Source organism: Cedecea sp. B1(4), from assembly GCF_059414925.1.
Genome location: NZ_JCAHMZ010000006.1, coordinates 518,237 through 533,920 on the forward strand (window position 1 = coordinate 518,237; position 15,684 = coordinate 533,920).

The 15,684-nt window shown below is 53.9% G+C and carries 16 protein-coding genes; 7 read left to right on the plus strand and 9 right to left on the minus strand.

The genetic code is table 11. The features are described from left to right. Window positions 1–8: 8 nt before the first annotated feature. Both rplM and zapE read right to left on the minus strand, forming a co-directional pair. The gene (gene rplM, locus ACR6JA_RS15125; protein ID WP_008454874.1) at window positions 9–437 is read right to left on the minus strand and encodes a 50S ribosomal protein L13; all 429 of its coding nucleotides are present in this window, start codon (window positions 435–437) and stop codon (window positions 9–11) included. Between the two features lie 227 nt (window positions 438–664). Next, window positions 665–1,789 carry a cell division protein ZapE gene (gene zapE, locus ACR6JA_RS15130; RefSeq protein WP_213715432.1) on the minus strand — a complete coding sequence of 375 codons (1,125 nt, stop codon included), beginning with the start codon at window positions 1,787–1,789 and terminating at the stop codon, window positions 665–667. Window positions 1,790–1,965: 176 nt separating this feature from the next. On the opposite strand from zapE, the gene zapG reads away from it, so the two are divergent. The 3 genes from zapG to degS all read left to right on the plus strand — a co-directional run bounded on the left by zapG (window position 1,966) and on the right by degS (window position 5,065). After that, window positions 1,966–2,364 (plus strand): Z-ring associated protein ZapG, encoded by a 399-nt coding sequence (gene zapG, locus ACR6JA_RS15135; RefSeq protein WP_008454880.1) that lies wholly within the window; start codon window positions 1,966–1,968, stop codon window positions 2,362–2,364. A gap of 174 nt (window positions 2,365–2,538) precedes the next feature. Beyond that, on the plus strand, window positions 2,539–3,909 hold the full coding sequence (degQ, locus tag ACR6JA_RS15140) for a serine endoprotease DegQ (protein WP_213715431.1): 1,371 nt from the start codon (window positions 2,539–2,541) through the stop codon (window positions 3,907–3,909). 88 nt (window positions 3,910–3,997) lie between these two features. Beyond that, entirely contained in the window at window positions 3,998–5,065 is a 1,068-nt protein-coding gene (gene degS, locus ACR6JA_RS15145; protein ID WP_213715430.1) for an outer membrane-stress sensor serine endopeptidase DegS, read from the plus strand. Window positions 5,066–5,124: 59 nt separating this feature from the next. Here the strand turns inward: degS and mdh are convergent, their stop codons facing one another. Further along, the gene (gene mdh / locus ACR6JA_RS15150; RefSeq protein WP_008454883.1) at window positions 5,125–6,060 is read right to left on the minus strand and encodes a malate dehydrogenase; all 936 of its coding nucleotides are present in this window, start codon (window positions 6,058–6,060) and stop codon (window positions 5,125–5,127) included. A gap of 488 nt (window positions 6,061–6,548) precedes the next feature. On the opposite strand from mdh, the gene argR reads away from it, so the two are divergent. The 3 genes from argR (at window position 6,549) to yhcN (ACR6JA_RS15165) (ending at window position 8,042) form a co-directional block, all read left to right on the plus strand. After that, a complete protein-coding gene (gene argR, locus ACR6JA_RS15155) occupies window positions 6,549–7,019 on the plus strand; it encodes a transcriptional regulator ArgR (RefSeq protein ID WP_008454885.1) in 471 nt (156 codons plus the stop codon). Between the two features lie 368 nt (window positions 7,020–7,387). After that, a complete protein-coding gene (gene yhcN / locus ACR6JA_RS15160; protein ID WP_008454886.1) occupies window positions 7,388–7,651 on the plus strand; it encodes a peroxide/acid stress response protein YhcN in 264 nt (87 codons plus the stop codon). 124 nt (window positions 7,652–7,775) lie between these two features. Continuing rightward, window positions 7,776–8,042: a peroxide/acid stress response protein YhcN gene (yhcN, locus tag ACR6JA_RS15165; RefSeq protein WP_213715429.1), complete on the plus strand. Its 267-nt coding sequence runs from the start codon at window positions 7,776–7,778 to the stop codon at window positions 8,040–8,042. A gap of 71 nt (window positions 8,043–8,113) precedes the next feature. Here yhcN (ACR6JA_RS15165) and ACR6JA_RS15170 read toward each other — a convergent pair whose 3' ends face one another. The 5 genes from ACR6JA_RS15170 to aaeX all read right to left on the minus strand — a co-directional run bounded on the left by ACR6JA_RS15170 (window position 8,114) and on the right by aaeX (window position 13,091). Beyond that, window positions 8,114–8,386, minus strand: coding sequence for a barstar family protein (locus tag ACR6JA_RS15170; RefSeq protein WP_213715428.1), 273 nt, complete (start codon window positions 8,384–8,386; stop codon window positions 8,114–8,116). 35 nt (window positions 8,387–8,421) lie between these two features. Continuing rightward, the gene (locus tag ACR6JA_RS15175) at window positions 8,422–9,876 is read right to left on the minus strand and encodes an NAD-dependent succinate-semialdehyde dehydrogenase (protein ID WP_213715427.1); all 1,455 of its coding nucleotides are present in this window, start codon (window positions 9,874–9,876) and stop codon (window positions 8,422–8,424) included. Window positions 9,877–9,975: 99 nt separating this feature from the next. Beyond that, window positions 9,976–11,937 carry a p-hydroxybenzoic acid efflux pump subunit AaeB gene (gene aaeB, locus ACR6JA_RS15180; RefSeq protein ID WP_213715426.1) on the minus strand — a complete coding sequence of 654 codons (1,962 nt, stop codon included), beginning with the start codon at window positions 11,935–11,937 and terminating at the stop codon, window positions 9,976–9,978. Between the two features lie 10 nt (window positions 11,938–11,947). Then, a complete protein-coding gene (gene aaeA / locus ACR6JA_RS15185; protein ID WP_008454891.1) occupies window positions 11,948–12,880 on the minus strand; it encodes a p-hydroxybenzoic acid efflux pump subunit AaeA in 933 nt (310 codons plus the stop codon). Window positions 12,881–12,887: 7 nt separating this feature from the next. Further along, complete coding sequence (gene aaeX, locus ACR6JA_RS15190; protein WP_008454892.1) at window positions 12,888–13,091, minus strand: p-hydroxybenzoic acid efflux pump operon protein AaeX; 204 nt, start codon at window positions 13,089–13,091, stop codon at window positions 12,888–12,890. Window positions 13,092–13,268: 177 nt separating this feature from the next. Between aaeX and aaeR the strand changes: the two genes are divergently transcribed. Then, window positions 13,269–14,216 carry an HTH-type transcriptional activator AaeR gene (gene aaeR / locus ACR6JA_RS15195; RefSeq protein WP_034807694.1) on the plus strand — a complete coding sequence of 316 codons (948 nt, stop codon included), beginning with the start codon at window positions 13,269–13,271 and terminating at the stop codon, window positions 14,214–14,216. A gap of 17 nt (window positions 14,217–14,233) precedes the next feature. Here aaeR and tldD read toward each other — a convergent pair whose 3' ends face one another. Next, a complete protein-coding gene (gene tldD, locus ACR6JA_RS15200; protein WP_494493799.1) occupies window positions 14,234–15,679 on the minus strand; it encodes a metalloprotease TldD in 1,446 nt (481 codons plus the stop codon). Between the last annotated feature and the right edge of the window lie 5 nt (window positions 15,680–15,684).

Here is a 15,684-nt window from a genome sequence, read left to right on the forward strand (position 1 = left end):
AATCCCGATTAAATGTCCAGAACTTGCGGTTGCTGTGCCGCGTGGTTGTGCTCGGTGCCCGCGTAAACTTTCAGTTTACGGAACATTGCACGACCCAGCGGGCCCTTTGGCAGCATGCCTTTAACCGCGATTTCAATCACACGCTCAGGACGGCGGGCAATCATCTCTTCAAAGGTCGCTTGTTTGATACCACCGATGTGGCCGGTGTGGTGGTAGTACACTTTGTCAGTACGCTTGTTGCCGGTTACAGCAACTTTGTCAGCGTTCAGAACGATGATGTAATCACCAGTATCAACGTGCGGAGTGTATTCCGCTTTGTGCTTACCGCGCAGACGGCGAGCCAGTTCAGTAGCCAGACGACCTAAGGTCTTACCTTCAGCATCAACGACATACCAGTCGCGCTGTACAGTTTCTGGTTTAGCTGTAAAAGTTTTCATTAAAAGCTTACCCAATATATAGTTACACGTTGGTGAACACCCAAACGTTTAAAATCAGTCGAGGTTCACGCGACATTGTCCAGCAAACCTACCCCTTCGAATAGCCTATGCCGGCACGACAAAAGTTTTGGGAAAAAAACTTTGGTTGTAACGTGGGGTCGCAAGATTATAGAGAAGTCGACCTCAAAGATCGACCACAATTTGTCGTTGATATCACATATTCATCGTCACGGCAGATGAGGCCGACGTAAATACTCTTCACTTTGCATTTCCTGCAGCCTGGAAAGACAACGTTGGAACTCAAACTTAAGCCTTTCCCCTTGATAAATATTGAATAGCTCGGTCTCAGCAGACACCACCAGCTTGACGTGGCGTTCATAGAATTCGTCCACCATAGCGATAAAACGGCGTGCCTCACTCTCCATCAACGTTGTCATCACCGTTACATTAAACAGCAGGACGGTGTGGAACTGGCGCGAAAGCGCGATGTAATCATGTTGGCTGCGCGCGTCCACGCATAGCGTGCTGAAATCGATAGCCAGCGTCTGGTTTGCGGCCCCCATCGTCACCATTGGCCGATGGTTGATTTCCAGCACCGGCGCACCTTCGCGCGTTGCCCCGGCCAGAGCGACATAAAGCTTTTCCATTTGCAGCGCGGAGTCTGCATTCAGCGGTGACAGCCAAAGGTGCGCCTGAGTCAGCGTTCTCAGGCGGTAATCAATCCCGGCATCCACGTTCATCACGTCGCAATAGCGTTTGATTGCTTCGATGGCGGGTAAGAACCGCGCGCGCTGCAGCCCATTGCGGTACAAATCATCCGGCGGGATGTTCGACGTGGCCACCAGCGTGATGCCTCGCGCAAAAAGCGCTTTCATTAATGTACCCAGCAGCATCGCATCAGTGATATCAGAGACAAAAAATTCGTCGAAGCACAGCACATCTGTTTCGGCCTTAAAGCCGTCAGCAATAATTTCCAGCGGATCCGTGTGACCCTGCTGCTGCGCCAGCTCTTCGTGAACCCGAAGCATAAAGCGGTGAAAGTGCAGCCTGAGTTTGCGCTCTCCCGGCAAACTCTGAAAAAACATATCCATCAGCCAGGTTTTACCTCGCCCCACGCCTCCCCACATATACAAACCCCGGGCGGGCTCCTGCCCGGCCTGAACCTCTTTTTTACCGAACAGCTTGCCGAACTTAGTCAGCAACCCACCGGCAGGTGCAGGCGTTGGTGCAACGGACAATGCTTGCCAGATAGCGTCCAGGCGCATAATCGCTTCGCGCTGCACATCATCAGGTTGAAAACTGCCTTCTGCCAGGGCCTGCTGGTAGCGCGATGCAGGAGAGAGATTTTGCATGGTATTATTATCTTCCCTTTATAATCGGATAGCCGTTCACTGCCTTTTTCGAACCGGTTGTCCAAAAAAAGGCCGTTCTACCCTAAGCGATGCAGCGTCAGGATTCCACTTCTCTTAGGTTAACGGTTATAGTGGCTACATTACCCTACGGAATCACAAGATAACGGGAGAAGTTCATGACTTGGGAATATGCGCTTATTGGGTTAGTAGTGGGCCTTATTATCGGTGCCGTAGCCATGCGTTTTGGCAACCGTAAGCTGCGCCAACAGCAAGCTCTGCAGTATGAGCTGGAAAAAAACAAAGCGGAGCTTGAAGAGTACCGCGAAGAGTTAGTCAGCCATTTTGCCCGCAGCGCCGAGCTGCTGGATAACATGGCGCACGATTATCGCCAGCTGTACCAGCACATGGCAAAAAGCTCCAGCAGCCTGCTGCCGGAGATGACAGCGGAAGCCAATCCGTTCCGTAACCGTCTTGCCGAGTCTGAAGCCGGGAACGATCAGGCGCCGGTTCAGATGCCGCGTGATTATTCAGACGGTGCTTCCGGCCTGCTTCGCGCCGGTGCAAAACGCGATTAATCCCTGTTTTAGCTTTTCCGGGGCACAGTTCAGGTGCCCCATCCTTTCCTGACCCAGCTATCATTTAATTATCTTGTGCTTTCTTATTACGCCATTGTGAGTCGATTGATCTTTCAATAACATCAATTGCGTGAGTGGGCATTCCTTTTTCCAGGTGACGAGATCCAGCATCCAATGAAGAAACAAACACGGCTGTTGAATGCATTAGCGTTAAGCGTCGCTCTGACGCTCGGCGTATCCCCTCTGGCAAGCGCGTCACTGCCTTCCCAGGTTCCAGGCCAGCCGGCTTTGCCAAGCCTTGCGCCGATGCTGGAAAAAGTCTTACCGGCGGTCGTCAGCGTACAGGTTGAAGGCACCGCCTCAGCGTCCAGCCAGAAAGTGCCGGAAGAGTTCAAAAAATTCTACGGCGATGAAGCCCCCTCCGATACACCTCAGCAGTTTGAAGGCTTGGGTTCAGGCGTCATCATCAACGCCGCAAAAGGCTATGTCCTGACCAACAATCATGTGATTAATCAGGCACAGAAAATCAGCGTGCAGCTGAATGACGGGCGTGAATTTGATGCCAAACTGATTGGCGGGGACGACCAGAGCGACATCGCGCTACTTCAGTTGCAAAACGCGACCGGGCTTACCGAAATCAAAGTGGCCGACTCTGACAAGCTCAAAGTGGGTGATTTTGCGGTTGCGGTGGGTAACCCATTTGGCCTCGGTCAAACAGCGACTTCCGGGATCGTTTCCGCACTGGGCCGCAGCGGCCTGAACCTTGAAGGTCTGGAAAACTTTATTCAAACAGATGCTTCAATCAACCGTGGTAACTCCGGCGGCGCGCTGCTCAACCTGAACGGCGAACTGATTGGCATCAATACTGCGATTCTTGCTCCCGCAGGCGGCAGCGTAGGGATTGGTTTTGCTATCCCGAGCAATATGGCCCAAACCCTCGCCAAACAGCTGATGGAATTTGGTGAAATCAAACGTGGCCTGCTGGGAATAAAAGGCATGGAGATGAACGCCGACATCGCCAAAGCGTTTAACCTTTCCACCCAGCGCGGCGCCTTTGTCAGTGAAGTCCTGCCTCAATCAGGGTCGGCAAAAGCGGGCGTTAAAGCCGGGGATATCATCACCAGCCTGAACGGTAACCCGTTGAGCAGTTTCGCCGAATTACGAGCGAAAATTGCCACAACCGAGCCCGGCACCGTGGTGAAACTGGGCTTGATGCGCGACGGCAAACCACTGGAAGTGAGCGTGACGCTGGACAAGAGCACCGCCTCTTCCGCAAGCGCAGAAATGATCCTGCCGGCGCTGCAGGGTGCCACGCTAAGCGATGGGCAACTGAAGGACGGCGGCAAGGGCATTCGTCTAGATAACGTGGATAAAGGCACGCCTGCGGCTCAGGTTGGTCTGCACAAAGACGATATCATCGTCGGCATTAACCGTGAGCGAATTCATACCATCGCCGAAATGCGAAAAGTGCTGGAAACCAAGCCTGCGGTCATTGCACTGCATGTTGTTCGCGGCGAACAGAGCCTCTATTTGCTGTTGCGTTAACGGAAGCAGAGAAACGGACATCGTCTGTACGATGTCCGTCCAACTCATGCTATTCTGCGGTCGATCTCTCACTCATTAATTCAAACTCATGTTTCTAAAGATCTTACGTTCGGTGATCATTGGGCTGATTGTTGCGGGGCTGCTGCTGCTCGCGATGCCGTCGTTACGCAAAGCCGTTGGCCCACTTGTGCCTGCACAATATGACAGCACCGACGAAACGCCGATGAGCTTTAATCCGGCCGTGCGCCGCGCTGCCCCGGCGGTAGTGAACGTGTACAACCGCAGTGTGGGCAATAACGGCCAAAACCAGCTTCAAATCAAGACGCTAGGCTCCGGCGTTATCATGGACGGACGCGGTTACATCATCACCAACAAGCACGTGATCAACGATGCCGAGCAGATCATTGTCGCGCTCCAGGACGGGCGAGTGTTTGAAGCCCTGCTTATTGGGTCCGATAGCCTGACCGACCTGGCTGTGCTGAAAATCAACGCAACCAACCTGCCGATCATTCCTATTAACGGCAAGCGCCAGCCCCATATTGGCGACGTGGTCATGGCCATCGGTAACCCTTACAACCTGGGGCAGACGGTCACGCAGGGCATTATCAGCGCTACCGGGCGCATCGGCCTGAGTCCTTCGGGCCGACAGTCGTTCCTGCAAACTGACGCCTCAATTAACCGCGGTAACTCCGGCGGGGCGCTGGTGAACTCGCTCGGAGAACTGATGGGCATCAACACCCTGTCGTTTGACAAGAGCAATGACGGCGAAACGCCGGAAGGGATTGGTTTTGCGATACCAACCCAGCTGGCGACCAAAATAATGGATAAGCTTATCCGCGATGGCCGGGTTATTCGCGGCTACATCGGCATTGGCGGCAGAGAAATCACCCCGCTGCATGGCCCATCCACCGGCATCGATCAACTGCAAGGTATTATCGTTAATGCCGTATCCCCGGACGGCCCGGCAGCTCAGGCTGGTATTCAGGTTAACGACGTGATTATCTCGGTGAACCACAAACCGGCCATCTCGGCGCTGGAAACCATGGACCAGGTGGCGGAAATTCGCCCAGGCTCGGTGATTCCGGTGGAAGTCATGCGTGAAGACAAGAAACTCACGCTGCAGGTCACCGTGCAGGAATATCCCGCCGGGAGCTAAACGGCAGACATAAAAAAAACCGGAACCTGAGTTCCGGTTTTTTTTTATCCAGGCGTAGATTACTTAACGAATTCTTCGCCCAGCTGAATATCTTTCTTCAGGGTATCCAGCATGCCTTCCATCGCGTTTTTCTCAAACGCGCTGAGGGTGCCAATAGCTTTACGCTCAACGATACCGTTTTTACCCAGCAGCAGCGGCTGAGAGAAGAAACGTGCGTGCTCGCCGTCGCCTTCAACGTAAGCGCATTCCACAACGTTGCTTTCGCCTTTCAGAGCGCGAACCAGAGACAGACCGAAACGAGCGGCAGCCTGGCCCATAGACAGCGTTGCAGACCCGCCACCGGCTTTCGCTTCAACCACTTCAGTACCCGCGTTCTGGATACGTTTGGTCAGGTCAGCGACTTCCTGCTCGGTGAAGCTCACGCCAGGGATCTGGGACAGCAGCGGCAGAATGGTCACGCCAGAGTGGCCGCCAATCACCGGGACTTCGATATCCGTTGGCTGCTTGCCTTTCAGCTCGGCAACAAAGGTGTTGGAGCGGATGATATCCAGCGTAGTAACGCCGAACAGTTTGTTCTTATCGTAGACACCCGCTTTTTTCAGCACTTCTGCGGCAATTGCCACGGTGGTGTTCACCGGGTTGGTAATAATACCGATGCAGGCTTTAGGGGCGGTTTTTGCCACTTGCTCGATCAGGTTTTTCACGATGCCTGCGTTCACGTTGAACAGGTCGGAACGATCCATACCTGGTTTACGTGCAACACCTGCGGAGATCAGCACCACATCCGCACCCACCAGCGCAGGGGTGGCATCTTCGCCGGAGAAACCTTTGATTTTCACGTCAGTCGGGATATGACTCAGATCCACCGCAACCCCTGGGGTTACTGGCGCAATGTCATACAGAGAGAGTTCTGAGCCTGAAGGCAGTTGGGTCTTAAGTAGAAGGGCAAGCGCCTGGCCGATACCGCCAGCTGCGCCGAGGACTGCAACTTTCATCCTAAACTCCTTATTATGGTTAGCAAAATCGTGCCGTAACTCCATGCGGTGGCGACCATAATCCAGAGATGAGATAATTACAATCTTCCCGCCGCCAGATTGCGATATAAAGCAATCACCGACCGCGTTGCTGCTGCATTTACTCGCCGGGAGGAACGACGCCATAGCGCCCGGTCACGACCTGATGTGGTTACATCAACGGCGGTTACATTACCCCTCCGCGCACACCAAAACAACATCATTTTGATAACATTTAATTTACTTTGAAGCTTATTTGCGAGTCGTGACACAGGCATGTTCGCCGATAACGAAATTTGATAAAATCGCCCGCTTTCATAACATTATTTCATGCTGATCTCCGCCGGATGATTCTCCCACTCTATTCAGGCCGCCGTAAAACCAGGCATCTGGAGGAAGATGAACAATTTGCATAAAAATTCATTTAAATGCATAATAATGTTATCTCTTTTACCCAGGATAGGTTATTTATGCGTAACTCCTCAAAACAAGAAGAATTAGTAAAGGCTTTCAAAGCATTACTTAAAGAAGAGAAATTCAGCTCACAGGGCGAGATAGTTCAGGCGTTACAAAACGACGGCTTCGAAAACATCAACCAATCCAAAGTTTCCCGCATGCTGACCAAATTCGGCGCGGTAAGAACGCGTAATGCAAAAATGGAAATGGTCTACTGCCTGCCTGCCGAGCTGGGCGTCCCGACGACCTCCAGCCCGCTAAAAAACCTGGTTCTGGATATCGACTATAACGACGCCGTCGTAGTGATCCATACCAGCCCTGGCGCCGCACAGCTCATTGCTCGCCTGTTGGACTCACTGGGAAAAGCTGAAGGTATTCTGGGCACCATTGCCGGGGACGACACTATTTTCACCACGCCAGCCAATAACTTCACGGTGAAAGAGCTGTACGAAGCCATTCTGGTGCTGTTCGAACAAGAGCTGTAATCACTCCCCTCTTCCCAGCCCGCCGTCATGACGCGGCGGGCCTCTCATTCGGTAATCTTCCGTAAATAAACCTCAATCCAGCGTATGGAATTGCTTCAATACCATTCCGCAGGGCATTGTTCTGCGTGTTACCGCACAAATAGTTAAATTCACCCATATCTATGATTTTACTTATATTTAACAAAAAAGCCGTGATAAAAACGTCTTTTTAATAACTATCAGGAATAAAAAATCATTTCGTTAATTTAAAGTTGCATAGGCAACAATTAGCAGGGTATTAATTTTTCCCGTAACTAGTGTATACTTGATTTCGTGATGAGGGTCACAGAACGATGACCCAACCAAAAGAATACGACGAGGAAAAAACCATGAACATGAAAGCCACTTTAGTTACCGCCAGCCTGCTCTCCGCTCTGTCATTCGGCGTTTTCGCCGCTGACTCTATCGACGCTCAGCAAGCGCAGAATCGCCAGTCACTGGGTACCGTTTCCGTGGATGACATCGGCAGTTCTCCGATGGATATGCACGAAATGCTGAACCAGAAAGCTGAGCAAAACGGCGCTTCCGCTTATCGCGTGATCGAAGCCCGCACAGGTGGGCACTGGCACGCAACGGCAGAACTGTACAAATAAGCGTTCTTAGCCATAAGCCAGTTGAAAAGAGTTGAGTAGAAACGTTAAGCCTCGGCGGCCCCAAGTAGAAAAATCGCGATTAAGCCCTTCCGGCCGCCACGTTAAACCTTCAGGAGTAAAGACTATGAAAACCAAATTAACTATCGCCGCACTGAGCCTGCTGTCCGTTATCTCTTTAGGCGCTAACGCTGCCGCACATCAGGTCAACAGCGAACAAGCTCAAGGCCTGCAATCCATGGGATCCATTTCTGTAAGCCAGGTCGGCAGCGCGCCAATGGATATGCGTCAGGAATTGTCCCAGAAAGCCACAGAACAAGGTGCCTCTGCTTACCGCGTGATTGAAGCCCGTAGCGGCGATAACTGGCACGCGACCGCAGAGCTGTACAAATAAACCCTCGTCGTACTTGTCCTACGACTTTGCCCCCGCTCGCCGGGGGCTTTTTTATGGCCGCTGATCAAACGCTAGCCGTGAATGTTAAAGCGGAGCTGGCCTTCCAGTTCTTCTTCTGCCTCGTCAAAGAGCAAAATGAGCGCCCCGAACCTGCGCCGCTTGCTCTCCGGCAAATGTGCAAACTCGATCTCCACGGGCAGCGGTAACATTGACGCCGTGACTACGTCCCACAGGCTATCCAGATCGTGAACCTGCTCTTTGCGCAGCGCGAGTTGCTCCGCAAACTGGCAATAGAAAGCCAGGTTGTCGTCGATGTAGTTAAAATCAAAAGTAAATTTTTTCATCGCTGCCGTCCCGACTCTTTTAAGCAAGCGCTGAGCTAAAGCCCGCCGATATGTAGCGTTTTCACTTCAAGAAACTCGTCCAGCCCCAGCACGGAGCCTTCACGCCCTAACCCCGACTCTTTCACGCCGCCGAAGGGCCCAAGTTCCGTAGAAACAGCACATTCATTGATCCCAACCATGCCACTTTCCAGAGCCTGAGAGACGCGGAAAACGCGCTGTAAATTCTGGGTATAGAAATAGGCCGCCAACCCAAATGGCGTATTGTTGGCTCTTTCGATGACCTCTTCTTCCGTTTCAAAGCGGAAGCACGCCGCAAGGGGGCCAAACGTCTCTTCCCTGGCCAGTTTCATATCATCGTTAGCGTTGATGATGACGGTGGGCTGCCAGAAATTGCCGCCCAACGCATGGGGCTTGCCGCCGACAAGCGCTTTCCCACCTTTCGCCAACGCGTCATCAACATGCTCTCGTACTTTTTCGACCGCAGATTGCTCAATCAGCGGTCCGACAATCACGCCCTCTTCCAGGCCGTTGCCTACTTTCAGCTTCCGGACTTCTTCAGCAAGCTTATTCACAAAACTGTCGTACACATTTTGCTGAATGAAGAAACGGTTAACGCTGACGCAGACCTGGCCGGCATTACGGAATTTGTTAGCAATGGCACCTTTTACTGCCGCGTCGATATCCGCGTCATCAAACACGATATAAGGCGCATTGCCCCCCAGCTCCATCGACACTTTTTTCATCGTTTCTGCGGCGTTACGCATCAGCGTTTTACCCACCGCCGTCGAACCCGTGAAGGAGATTTTGCGCACCTGATGGCTGGCCATAATGGCATCGCTAATTTCCTGGGTTTTCCCGGCCACGGCATTCAATACGCCGTCCGGCACGCCGGCCTGCTTCGCCAGTTCCAGCAAAGCATAAGCGGAAAGAGGCGTGTTATTCGCGGGCTTTATCACTCCGGTACAGCCAGCGGCCAGAGCAGGCCCGAGCTTGCGGGTCAGCATCGCCATGGGGAAATTCCACGGCGTGATTGCCGCGACTACGCCGACGGGTTCACGCGTGGCCAGAATGCGAGAACCGGGCTTAACCGGAGGAATAATCTCGCCGTTGGCGCGTTTGCCCTGTTCAGCAAACCACTGAATGAAGCTGGCGGCGTAATCCACTTCACCCTCAGCCTCTTTGAGCGGCTTCCCCTGCTCAAGGGTCATTAACCGGGCGAGCCAGCTCTTGTTCGCCAGCATCAGTTCAAACCAACGGTAGAGAATTTCAGATCGCTGTTTGGCAGTTTTCGCCCGCCAGGCGGGGAAAGCTTTGCTGGCGGCCTCAATCGCGGCTTCGGTTTCTCGTTTGCCGGCTCTTGCCACTCTAGCCACTATTTCTCCCGTAGCAGGATTCAGCACATCAAAAGTGTCTTCGAGCGAATGCCACTTGCCTGCGACCAGATAGCCGGTTTTAAAAAGCTCACTTTGCTGGAGTGTCTGATTCGTCATAATAGCTCCTGTTCCTAAGTGTTCATCCCATGGACCGCAGTTAAGTATAGATAGAAAAAAGCCGACGCAGGCGTCGGCTCTCAGTGCAAGGTTTTGGGCTCAGGCATTAATCAGCGTGTGCCGGTAGCGGTGCAAAATATCCGCCAGCCGCTTCACCGGCTCGGTGACCTGCCGCGGCGCTTCCCACAGGCGAAGCTTCTCTTGATAGATTTCCAGCTCGCCTAAAAGTCTTTCGTAATAGCGCTCTCGCTTATCATCACTGCTGGCAGAAATCACCTTATCTGCCGTTTTACGCAACTGCCGGTGGAAGGCAGAGAGATCGTCATTGACCGGGATAGGCGCATCGCGCAGGCGTTGATGTGCGATGATTAGCGTCAACGCAAGGCGATAACGATCTATGTCGCCCGGGAACATGTTCAACAGTAAAAACAGCTGCTGATACAGCGCTGGAAGGTGGTTCTCTTTCCGCCGGGCATTATTGGTCGTCAGCGCCGATACCGCAGCGGAGACAAACTGGTTCAGTAGCGTGCGGCCCGTGCGCTCTTTCGAATTATCTCGGATCAGCAGGATCACCATCATGGCCAGGAAGCAACCGACGATCTGCCCCAGCGCACTGTCGAGGAAGCTGCTGAAATGGAAAGTCATCGGGTTATCCAGCACGATAATATTTATCGTTCCGGCCAGCGCTCCCATAGAACCCAGCCGCCGTTTCTGCACCTCAATGCCCATAAAGAAACCCAGCAGGGCCAGACTGATACACAGCAGTAGCATACTCTGCTGCGTGGACGGCAGCACCACAAGGAAGTAGAACGCGCCGAGCGGCAGCGCCACCAGCATGCCATACAGGAAGTCGAGCGAAACCATGCGCGGGTTAGGCAGGCGCATTGCCAGCGCCGTCACCACCGCAATCATCACCATCGCGCCGCTGCCGGATGTCCAGCCGGTCCAGAGCCAGAACAGGCTTCCAAGCACGCAGGAAATAGTCGTGCGCCAGAAGTTAATCATCGCGTGATGGCCCTCGGCGGATTCCACCTTCACCACCGCTTCACCGTTCAGCACTTCTTCTTCAATCGCACTCACGCGGCTATTCCCAATAAACCCGCGCTTCAGCAACAGATAGCGGGTCGAGGCGGAAACCCAGGATCCGATGGTTATTGGCGTGGCCTTTTCGCCCATCGCAGATATCGCTCGGCGCAGCACTTTCATCCGCTTATAAACGTCGTCGGCGGTTTCCACTTCGACGGCAAAAAGCTGGCGGAATTCTGGCGTGACGTATTCGGGCCGGGTGTTTTGAATCAGGAAAGTTTCACAGGCCTGGGTGATCAGCGTCAGCGAAAGAGTGTTGATCGCTTTCAGTCGTCGGTTGGCCTTCGCCCAGCGGGCGGATTCCATATTCAGGTTGGCACGCATGCCGTTCAGCGCGGTGACTTTACGCACCAGACCGCTCCAGGCTTTATCCACCTCTTCTTTGTCGCCGTGGGCAATACAAAGCTGCATCAGGCGGTATTGGTCCACCAGCAGGTTATCCAGTTCCCGGTCAATCTCCTGCTTGATGGAACGCGGAGAAAACAGCAGGTCGGCGACGATGGCACACACAATCCCGATAACGATTTCGCTACAGCGTTCAACGGCAAACTGCGGCGTAGTCAGCGGAGCAACCTGAATAGTGACCACAATAATCAGTGCGGTGTAGCCCGCGAGGCCCCAGGCGTAGGAGTTTTCGACGCGAACAAGCGACGAGATCCAGGTACAGAATCCGGCCCAGATACAGCACACCAGCAGCATGACAACCGGGGCACGGATCAGCGTGATAATGATGACCAGCGCGGCCGCACAGCCAATAAATGTCCCGATAATGCGCAGCATCCCGCGGTAGCGTATGGCCCCGGAATAAGGCTCTCCTCCAGCGGCAAAGGCAGGCCCGGCGGCAACAATCGCGGCGGTCAGCACCGCCCAGCGCGGCGTTTCCAGCTCAAAGTGAAAACCGACAAACACCGCCAGAACAATGGCGAAAGCGAGCTTTATCGCAAAGCGGACGTGCAGCCTGGAAATGTTATACATAGCGGCCTGCTTAACCGAACTCGCGCAGACGATGCATCAGCTTAATAAAAGCTGAGTCATTCTCCGCTTTGCGGTCTTTTTCTCCCGTCACAACGACAGTGGCCGTTGTCCCGGCGGGATACAGATTTCCCATCTGTTCATCAAGGCGGATTCTGACCGGCACGCGCTGAGCAAGGCGCACCCATTCAAGGTTGGAGTCGACCGTTGCCATCCCTTTTGAATCACTGGTACTGCTGGCGTTCGTCACCCCGGCAGAGATGCTGTCGACGCTGCCGCGCAGCACGCGGTTACTGCCGAGCGGCGTGATCTGTACGCGATAGCCCGGACGAATGCCTTCCAGTTTGGTCTCTTCCATATAGGCCAGAATGTAGAACGAATTCTGTTTCACCAGCGCTACGGACGCCGCGCCGCGGTTAATAAATTCTCCGGTGTGCACGTTAAGGTTGGTTACCCAGCCGTCCGCTGGGGCACGAATGACCGTGCGCTGCAGGTCTAGTTTGGCCAGATCGCGCGTCGCCTGGGCTTTATCTAGCTGATGAAGAACGGTTTGCAGCGAGTTGTTGGACTGATCAATCTCTTCGCGCGACATGGCCTGAATGCCAAGGGAGTTACGCCGCCCGGCTTCACGACGCTTTTCAGAGGACAGCGCCTGGTAATAAGCCACGTCTGCTTCGGCCTGCTCGAGCGCTTTCTGGTAGCGCGGCTGGTCGATGGTGAACAGCACCTGGTCTTTTTTCACCAGTTGGTTGTCCTGAACGTTCACGCTGGTGATAAGCCCGGACACGTCCGGCGCAATAGCAACAACGTCAGCGGTGAAACGCGCGTCTCGTGTCCACGGGGATTCGGTGTAAAACACCCACGCACGGAAGATAGCGATGAAGGCCAGCAGCACCAGCAAAAGCGTGATAGCGGTACGGGTTATGTTTCTTGTTAGTATTTTCACATCAACCTCAAACGAACAAACGCGAAATCAGATAAAAAAGGCAGCAATAGAGCGCTGTATTGAATAATGCAGGGTGCCAGACAAAATCATAAATGCCGGTTGGGGTCAGCAGCCGACGCGCCAGCCAGAACGCGGCGAGCGACAGAATTAATTCGAAGAATATCGGCGGAAAGGAAAGACCGAATATTACGATAACCGGAAATAGACTCATTTTGACCTTGATAAGATAATGCAGGCGATACATAACTCGACGGCAAACCGCGACGGAGAGGCCAGAAAAGGCGGGCGAGCGTGCGGTATGAGTTATGTTAATAATAATATATTAACGTAACTGTTACCCTGTTATCTATAATGTGTGATCTAAATCACTTTTCACTCAGAGTGAACAATGGAACGACTGAAACGTATGTCGGTGTTTGCCAAAGTCGTTGAACTTGGCTCCTACACCGCTGCCGCAAGGCAGCTACAAATGAGCGTCTCTTCCATCAGCCAGATCGTGTCCAAACTGGAAGATGAGCTGCAGGTGAAACTGCTTAACCGCAGCACCCGCAGCATTGGCCTGACCGAAGCCGGCAAAATTTATTATCAAGGCTGCCGCAAAATGCTGCACGAAGCACAGGAAGTCCACGAGCAGCTTTACGCCTTTAACAACACGCCTATCGGCACGCTGCGCATCGGTAGCTCATCAACTATGGCACAGAATGTTCTCGCCGACATGACCGCCGAAATGCTGCGTGAACATCCCGGCCTGACCGTCAACCTGGTCACCGGCATACCGGCACCTGACCTGATTGCCGATGGTCTTGATTTGGTCATTCGCGTCGGCGCTTTGCAGGATTCGAGCCTGTTTTCCCGCAGGCTGGGGTCAATGCCAATGGTGGTTTGTGCCGCCAAAAGCTATCTGCACATTCACGGCACGCCGGAAAAACCCGCTGATTTGGCTAACCATTCATGGCTGGAATACAGCATCCGGCCGGATAACGAATTTGAGCTGATTGCGCCCGAAGGGATCTCGACCCGCCTGTTGCCGCAGGGCCGCTTTGTCACCAACGATCCGATGACGCTCAGCCGGTGGCTGAAAGCCGGGGCAGGTATTGGCTATGCGCCGCTGATGTGGGTGATCGACGAGATCAATAGCGGACAGCTGGAGATCCTCTTTCCGCGCTATCAGTCCGATCCCCGTCCGGTGTACGCGCTGTATACCGAAAAAGACAAACTGCCGCTGAAGGTGCAGGTATGTATTAACTATCTGACGAACTATTTTGTGAAGGTAGCGGAGCTTTATCAGGGCGTGCAGGGCAGGAACGGGAAAGCAAAACAAACGGGCCGGAGCTAGTCCGGCCTCATATTAACTCAGGCAGTGCCGCCCACGGTCAGGTTATCAACCTTCAGGGTTGGCTGGCCGACGCCAACCGGTAGGCTTTGGCCTTCTTTACCGCAGACGCCGACGCCGTTATCCAGCGCCAGATCGTTCCCAACCATCGAAATTTGCTGCATGGTTTCGATGCCGGACCCAATCAGCGTGGCGCCTTTCACCGCCTTGGTCACCTTCCCTTTTTCAATCAGGTAGGCTTCCGAGGTGGAGAACACAAACTTGCCGGAGGTGATTTCTACCTGGCCGCCGCCGAAGTTTGGCGCGAAGATACCGTAATCCACGGACTCGATAATCTCCTGCGGCGTAGATTTCCCGGCCAGCATGTAGGTGTTGGTCATGCGCGGCATCGGCAGATGGGCATAGGACTCACGGCGACCGTTCCCGGTAGGCGCAACGCCCATCAGGCGCGCATTCAGCTTGTCCTGCATATAGCCTTTAAGAATGCCGTTTTCGATCAGCACGTTGTACTGACCCGGCACGCCTTCGTCATCAATAGAGACGGAACCACGGCGGTTAGCCATCGTGCCATCATCCACCACGGTACAGAGTTCGGAGGCCACCAGCTGGCCCATCTGGCCGCTGAAGACCGAAGTACCGCGACGGTTAAAGTCGCCTTCCAGACCGTGCCCGACCGCTTCGTGCAGCAGCACGCCTGGCCAGCCTGCGCCCAGTACCACCGGAAGCATTCCCGCCGGGGCCGCAACGGCGGACAAATTAACCATCGCCATGCGCACGGCTTCTTTCGCCCAGGCATCAGCCCGTACTTCGCCGTTCACGCTTTCCAGGAAATACTCATAGCCAAAACGACCGCCGCCGCCGCTTGCACCGCGCTCGCGTTTGCCGTCTTCTTCAACCTGAACGCTAACCGACAGGCGCACCAGAGGGCGAACATCTGCCGCCAGCGTCCCGTCCGTGGCCGCAACCAGGATCAATTCATACACGCCAGTCAGGCTGGCGCTAACTTCCTGCACGCGGGCATCTGCAGAGCGTGCAACGCTGTCCACGCGTCTCAGGATGTCGAGCTTCTCTTCACGCGTCATGCTTAGCAGCGGATCGGCGCTGGTATAAAGCGCACTATGCGGAACGTTACCCAGCGTACGTGCGCGCCCGTCGCCCTGCTCACGAACGATGCTGCGAGCCGCATGAGCGCTTTGCTCCAGCGTCTGCAAAGTAATTTGATCGGCATAGGCAAACCCGGTTTTTTCACCGCTCACCGCACGAACGCCAACGCCCTGATCGATATTCCATGAACCGTCTTTAATAATGCGGTCTTCCAGCACCCAGGATTCATGATAGCTGGACTGGAAATAGAGATCGCCGTAGTCGAGACGGCGCTCGGACAGCTGCCCGAGAATGGAAAACAGATCTTGATGGGTTAAGCCATTCGCAGACAGCAACTGCTCACTTACCAGGTTAAGACTCATCGTTT

What these genes read in the sequence shown, in the direction of transcription:
- rplM (WP_008454874.1), bottom strand. Translation starts at nt 437, where the DNA reads ATGAAAACTTTTACAGCTAAACCAGAAACTGTACAGCGCGACTGGTAT.
- zapE (WP_213715432.1), bottom strand. Translation starts at nt 1,789, where the DNA reads ATGCAAAATCTCTCTCCTGCATCGCGCTACCAGCAGGCCCTGGCAGAA.
- zapG (WP_008454880.1), top strand. Translation starts at nt 1,966, where the DNA reads ATGACTTGGGAATATGCGCTTATTGGGTTAGTAGTGGGCCTTATTATC.
- degQ (WP_213715431.1), top strand. Translation starts at nt 2,539, where the DNA reads ATGAAGAAACAAACACGGCTGTTGAATGCATTAGCGTTAAGCGTCGCT.
- degS (WP_213715430.1), top strand. Translation starts at nt 3,998, where the DNA reads ATGTTTCTAAAGATCTTACGTTCGGTGATCATTGGGCTGATTGTTGCG.
- mdh (WP_008454883.1), bottom strand. Translation starts at nt 6,060, where the DNA reads ATGAAAGTTGCAGTCCTCGGCGCAGCTGGCGGTATCGGCCAGGCGCTT.
- argR (WP_008454885.1), top strand. Translation starts at nt 6,549, where the DNA reads ATGCGTAACTCCTCAAAACAAGAAGAATTAGTAAAGGCTTTCAAAGCA.
- yhcN (WP_008454886.1), top strand. Translation starts at nt 7,388, where the DNA reads ATGAACATGAAAGCCACTTTAGTTACCGCCAGCCTGCTCTCCGCTCTG.
- yhcN (WP_213715429.1), top strand. Translation starts at nt 7,776, where the DNA reads ATGAAAACCAAATTAACTATCGCCGCACTGAGCCTGCTGTCCGTTATC.
- ACR6JA_RS15170 (WP_213715428.1), bottom strand. Translation starts at nt 8,386, where the DNA reads ATGAAAAAATTTACTTTTGATTTTAACTACATCGACGACAACCTGGCT.
- ACR6JA_RS15175 (WP_213715427.1), bottom strand. Translation starts at nt 9,876, where the DNA reads ATGACGAATCAGACACTCCAGCAAAGTGAGCTTTTTAAAACCGGCTAT.
- aaeB (WP_213715426.1), bottom strand. Translation starts at nt 11,937, where the DNA reads ATGTATAACATTTCCAGGCTGCACGTCCGCTTTGCGATAAAGCTCGCT.
- aaeX (WP_008454892.1), bottom strand. Translation starts at nt 13,091, where the DNA reads ATGAGTCTATTTCCGGTTATCGTAATATTCGGTCTTTCCTTTCCGCCG.
- aaeR (WP_034807694.1), top strand. Translation starts at nt 13,269, where the DNA reads ATGGAACGACTGAAACGTATGTCGGTGTTTGCCAAAGTCGTTGAACTT.
- tldD (WP_494493799.1), bottom strand. Translation starts at nt 15,679, where the DNA reads ATGAGTCTTAACCTGGTAAGTGAGCAGTTGCTGTCTGCGAATGGCTTA.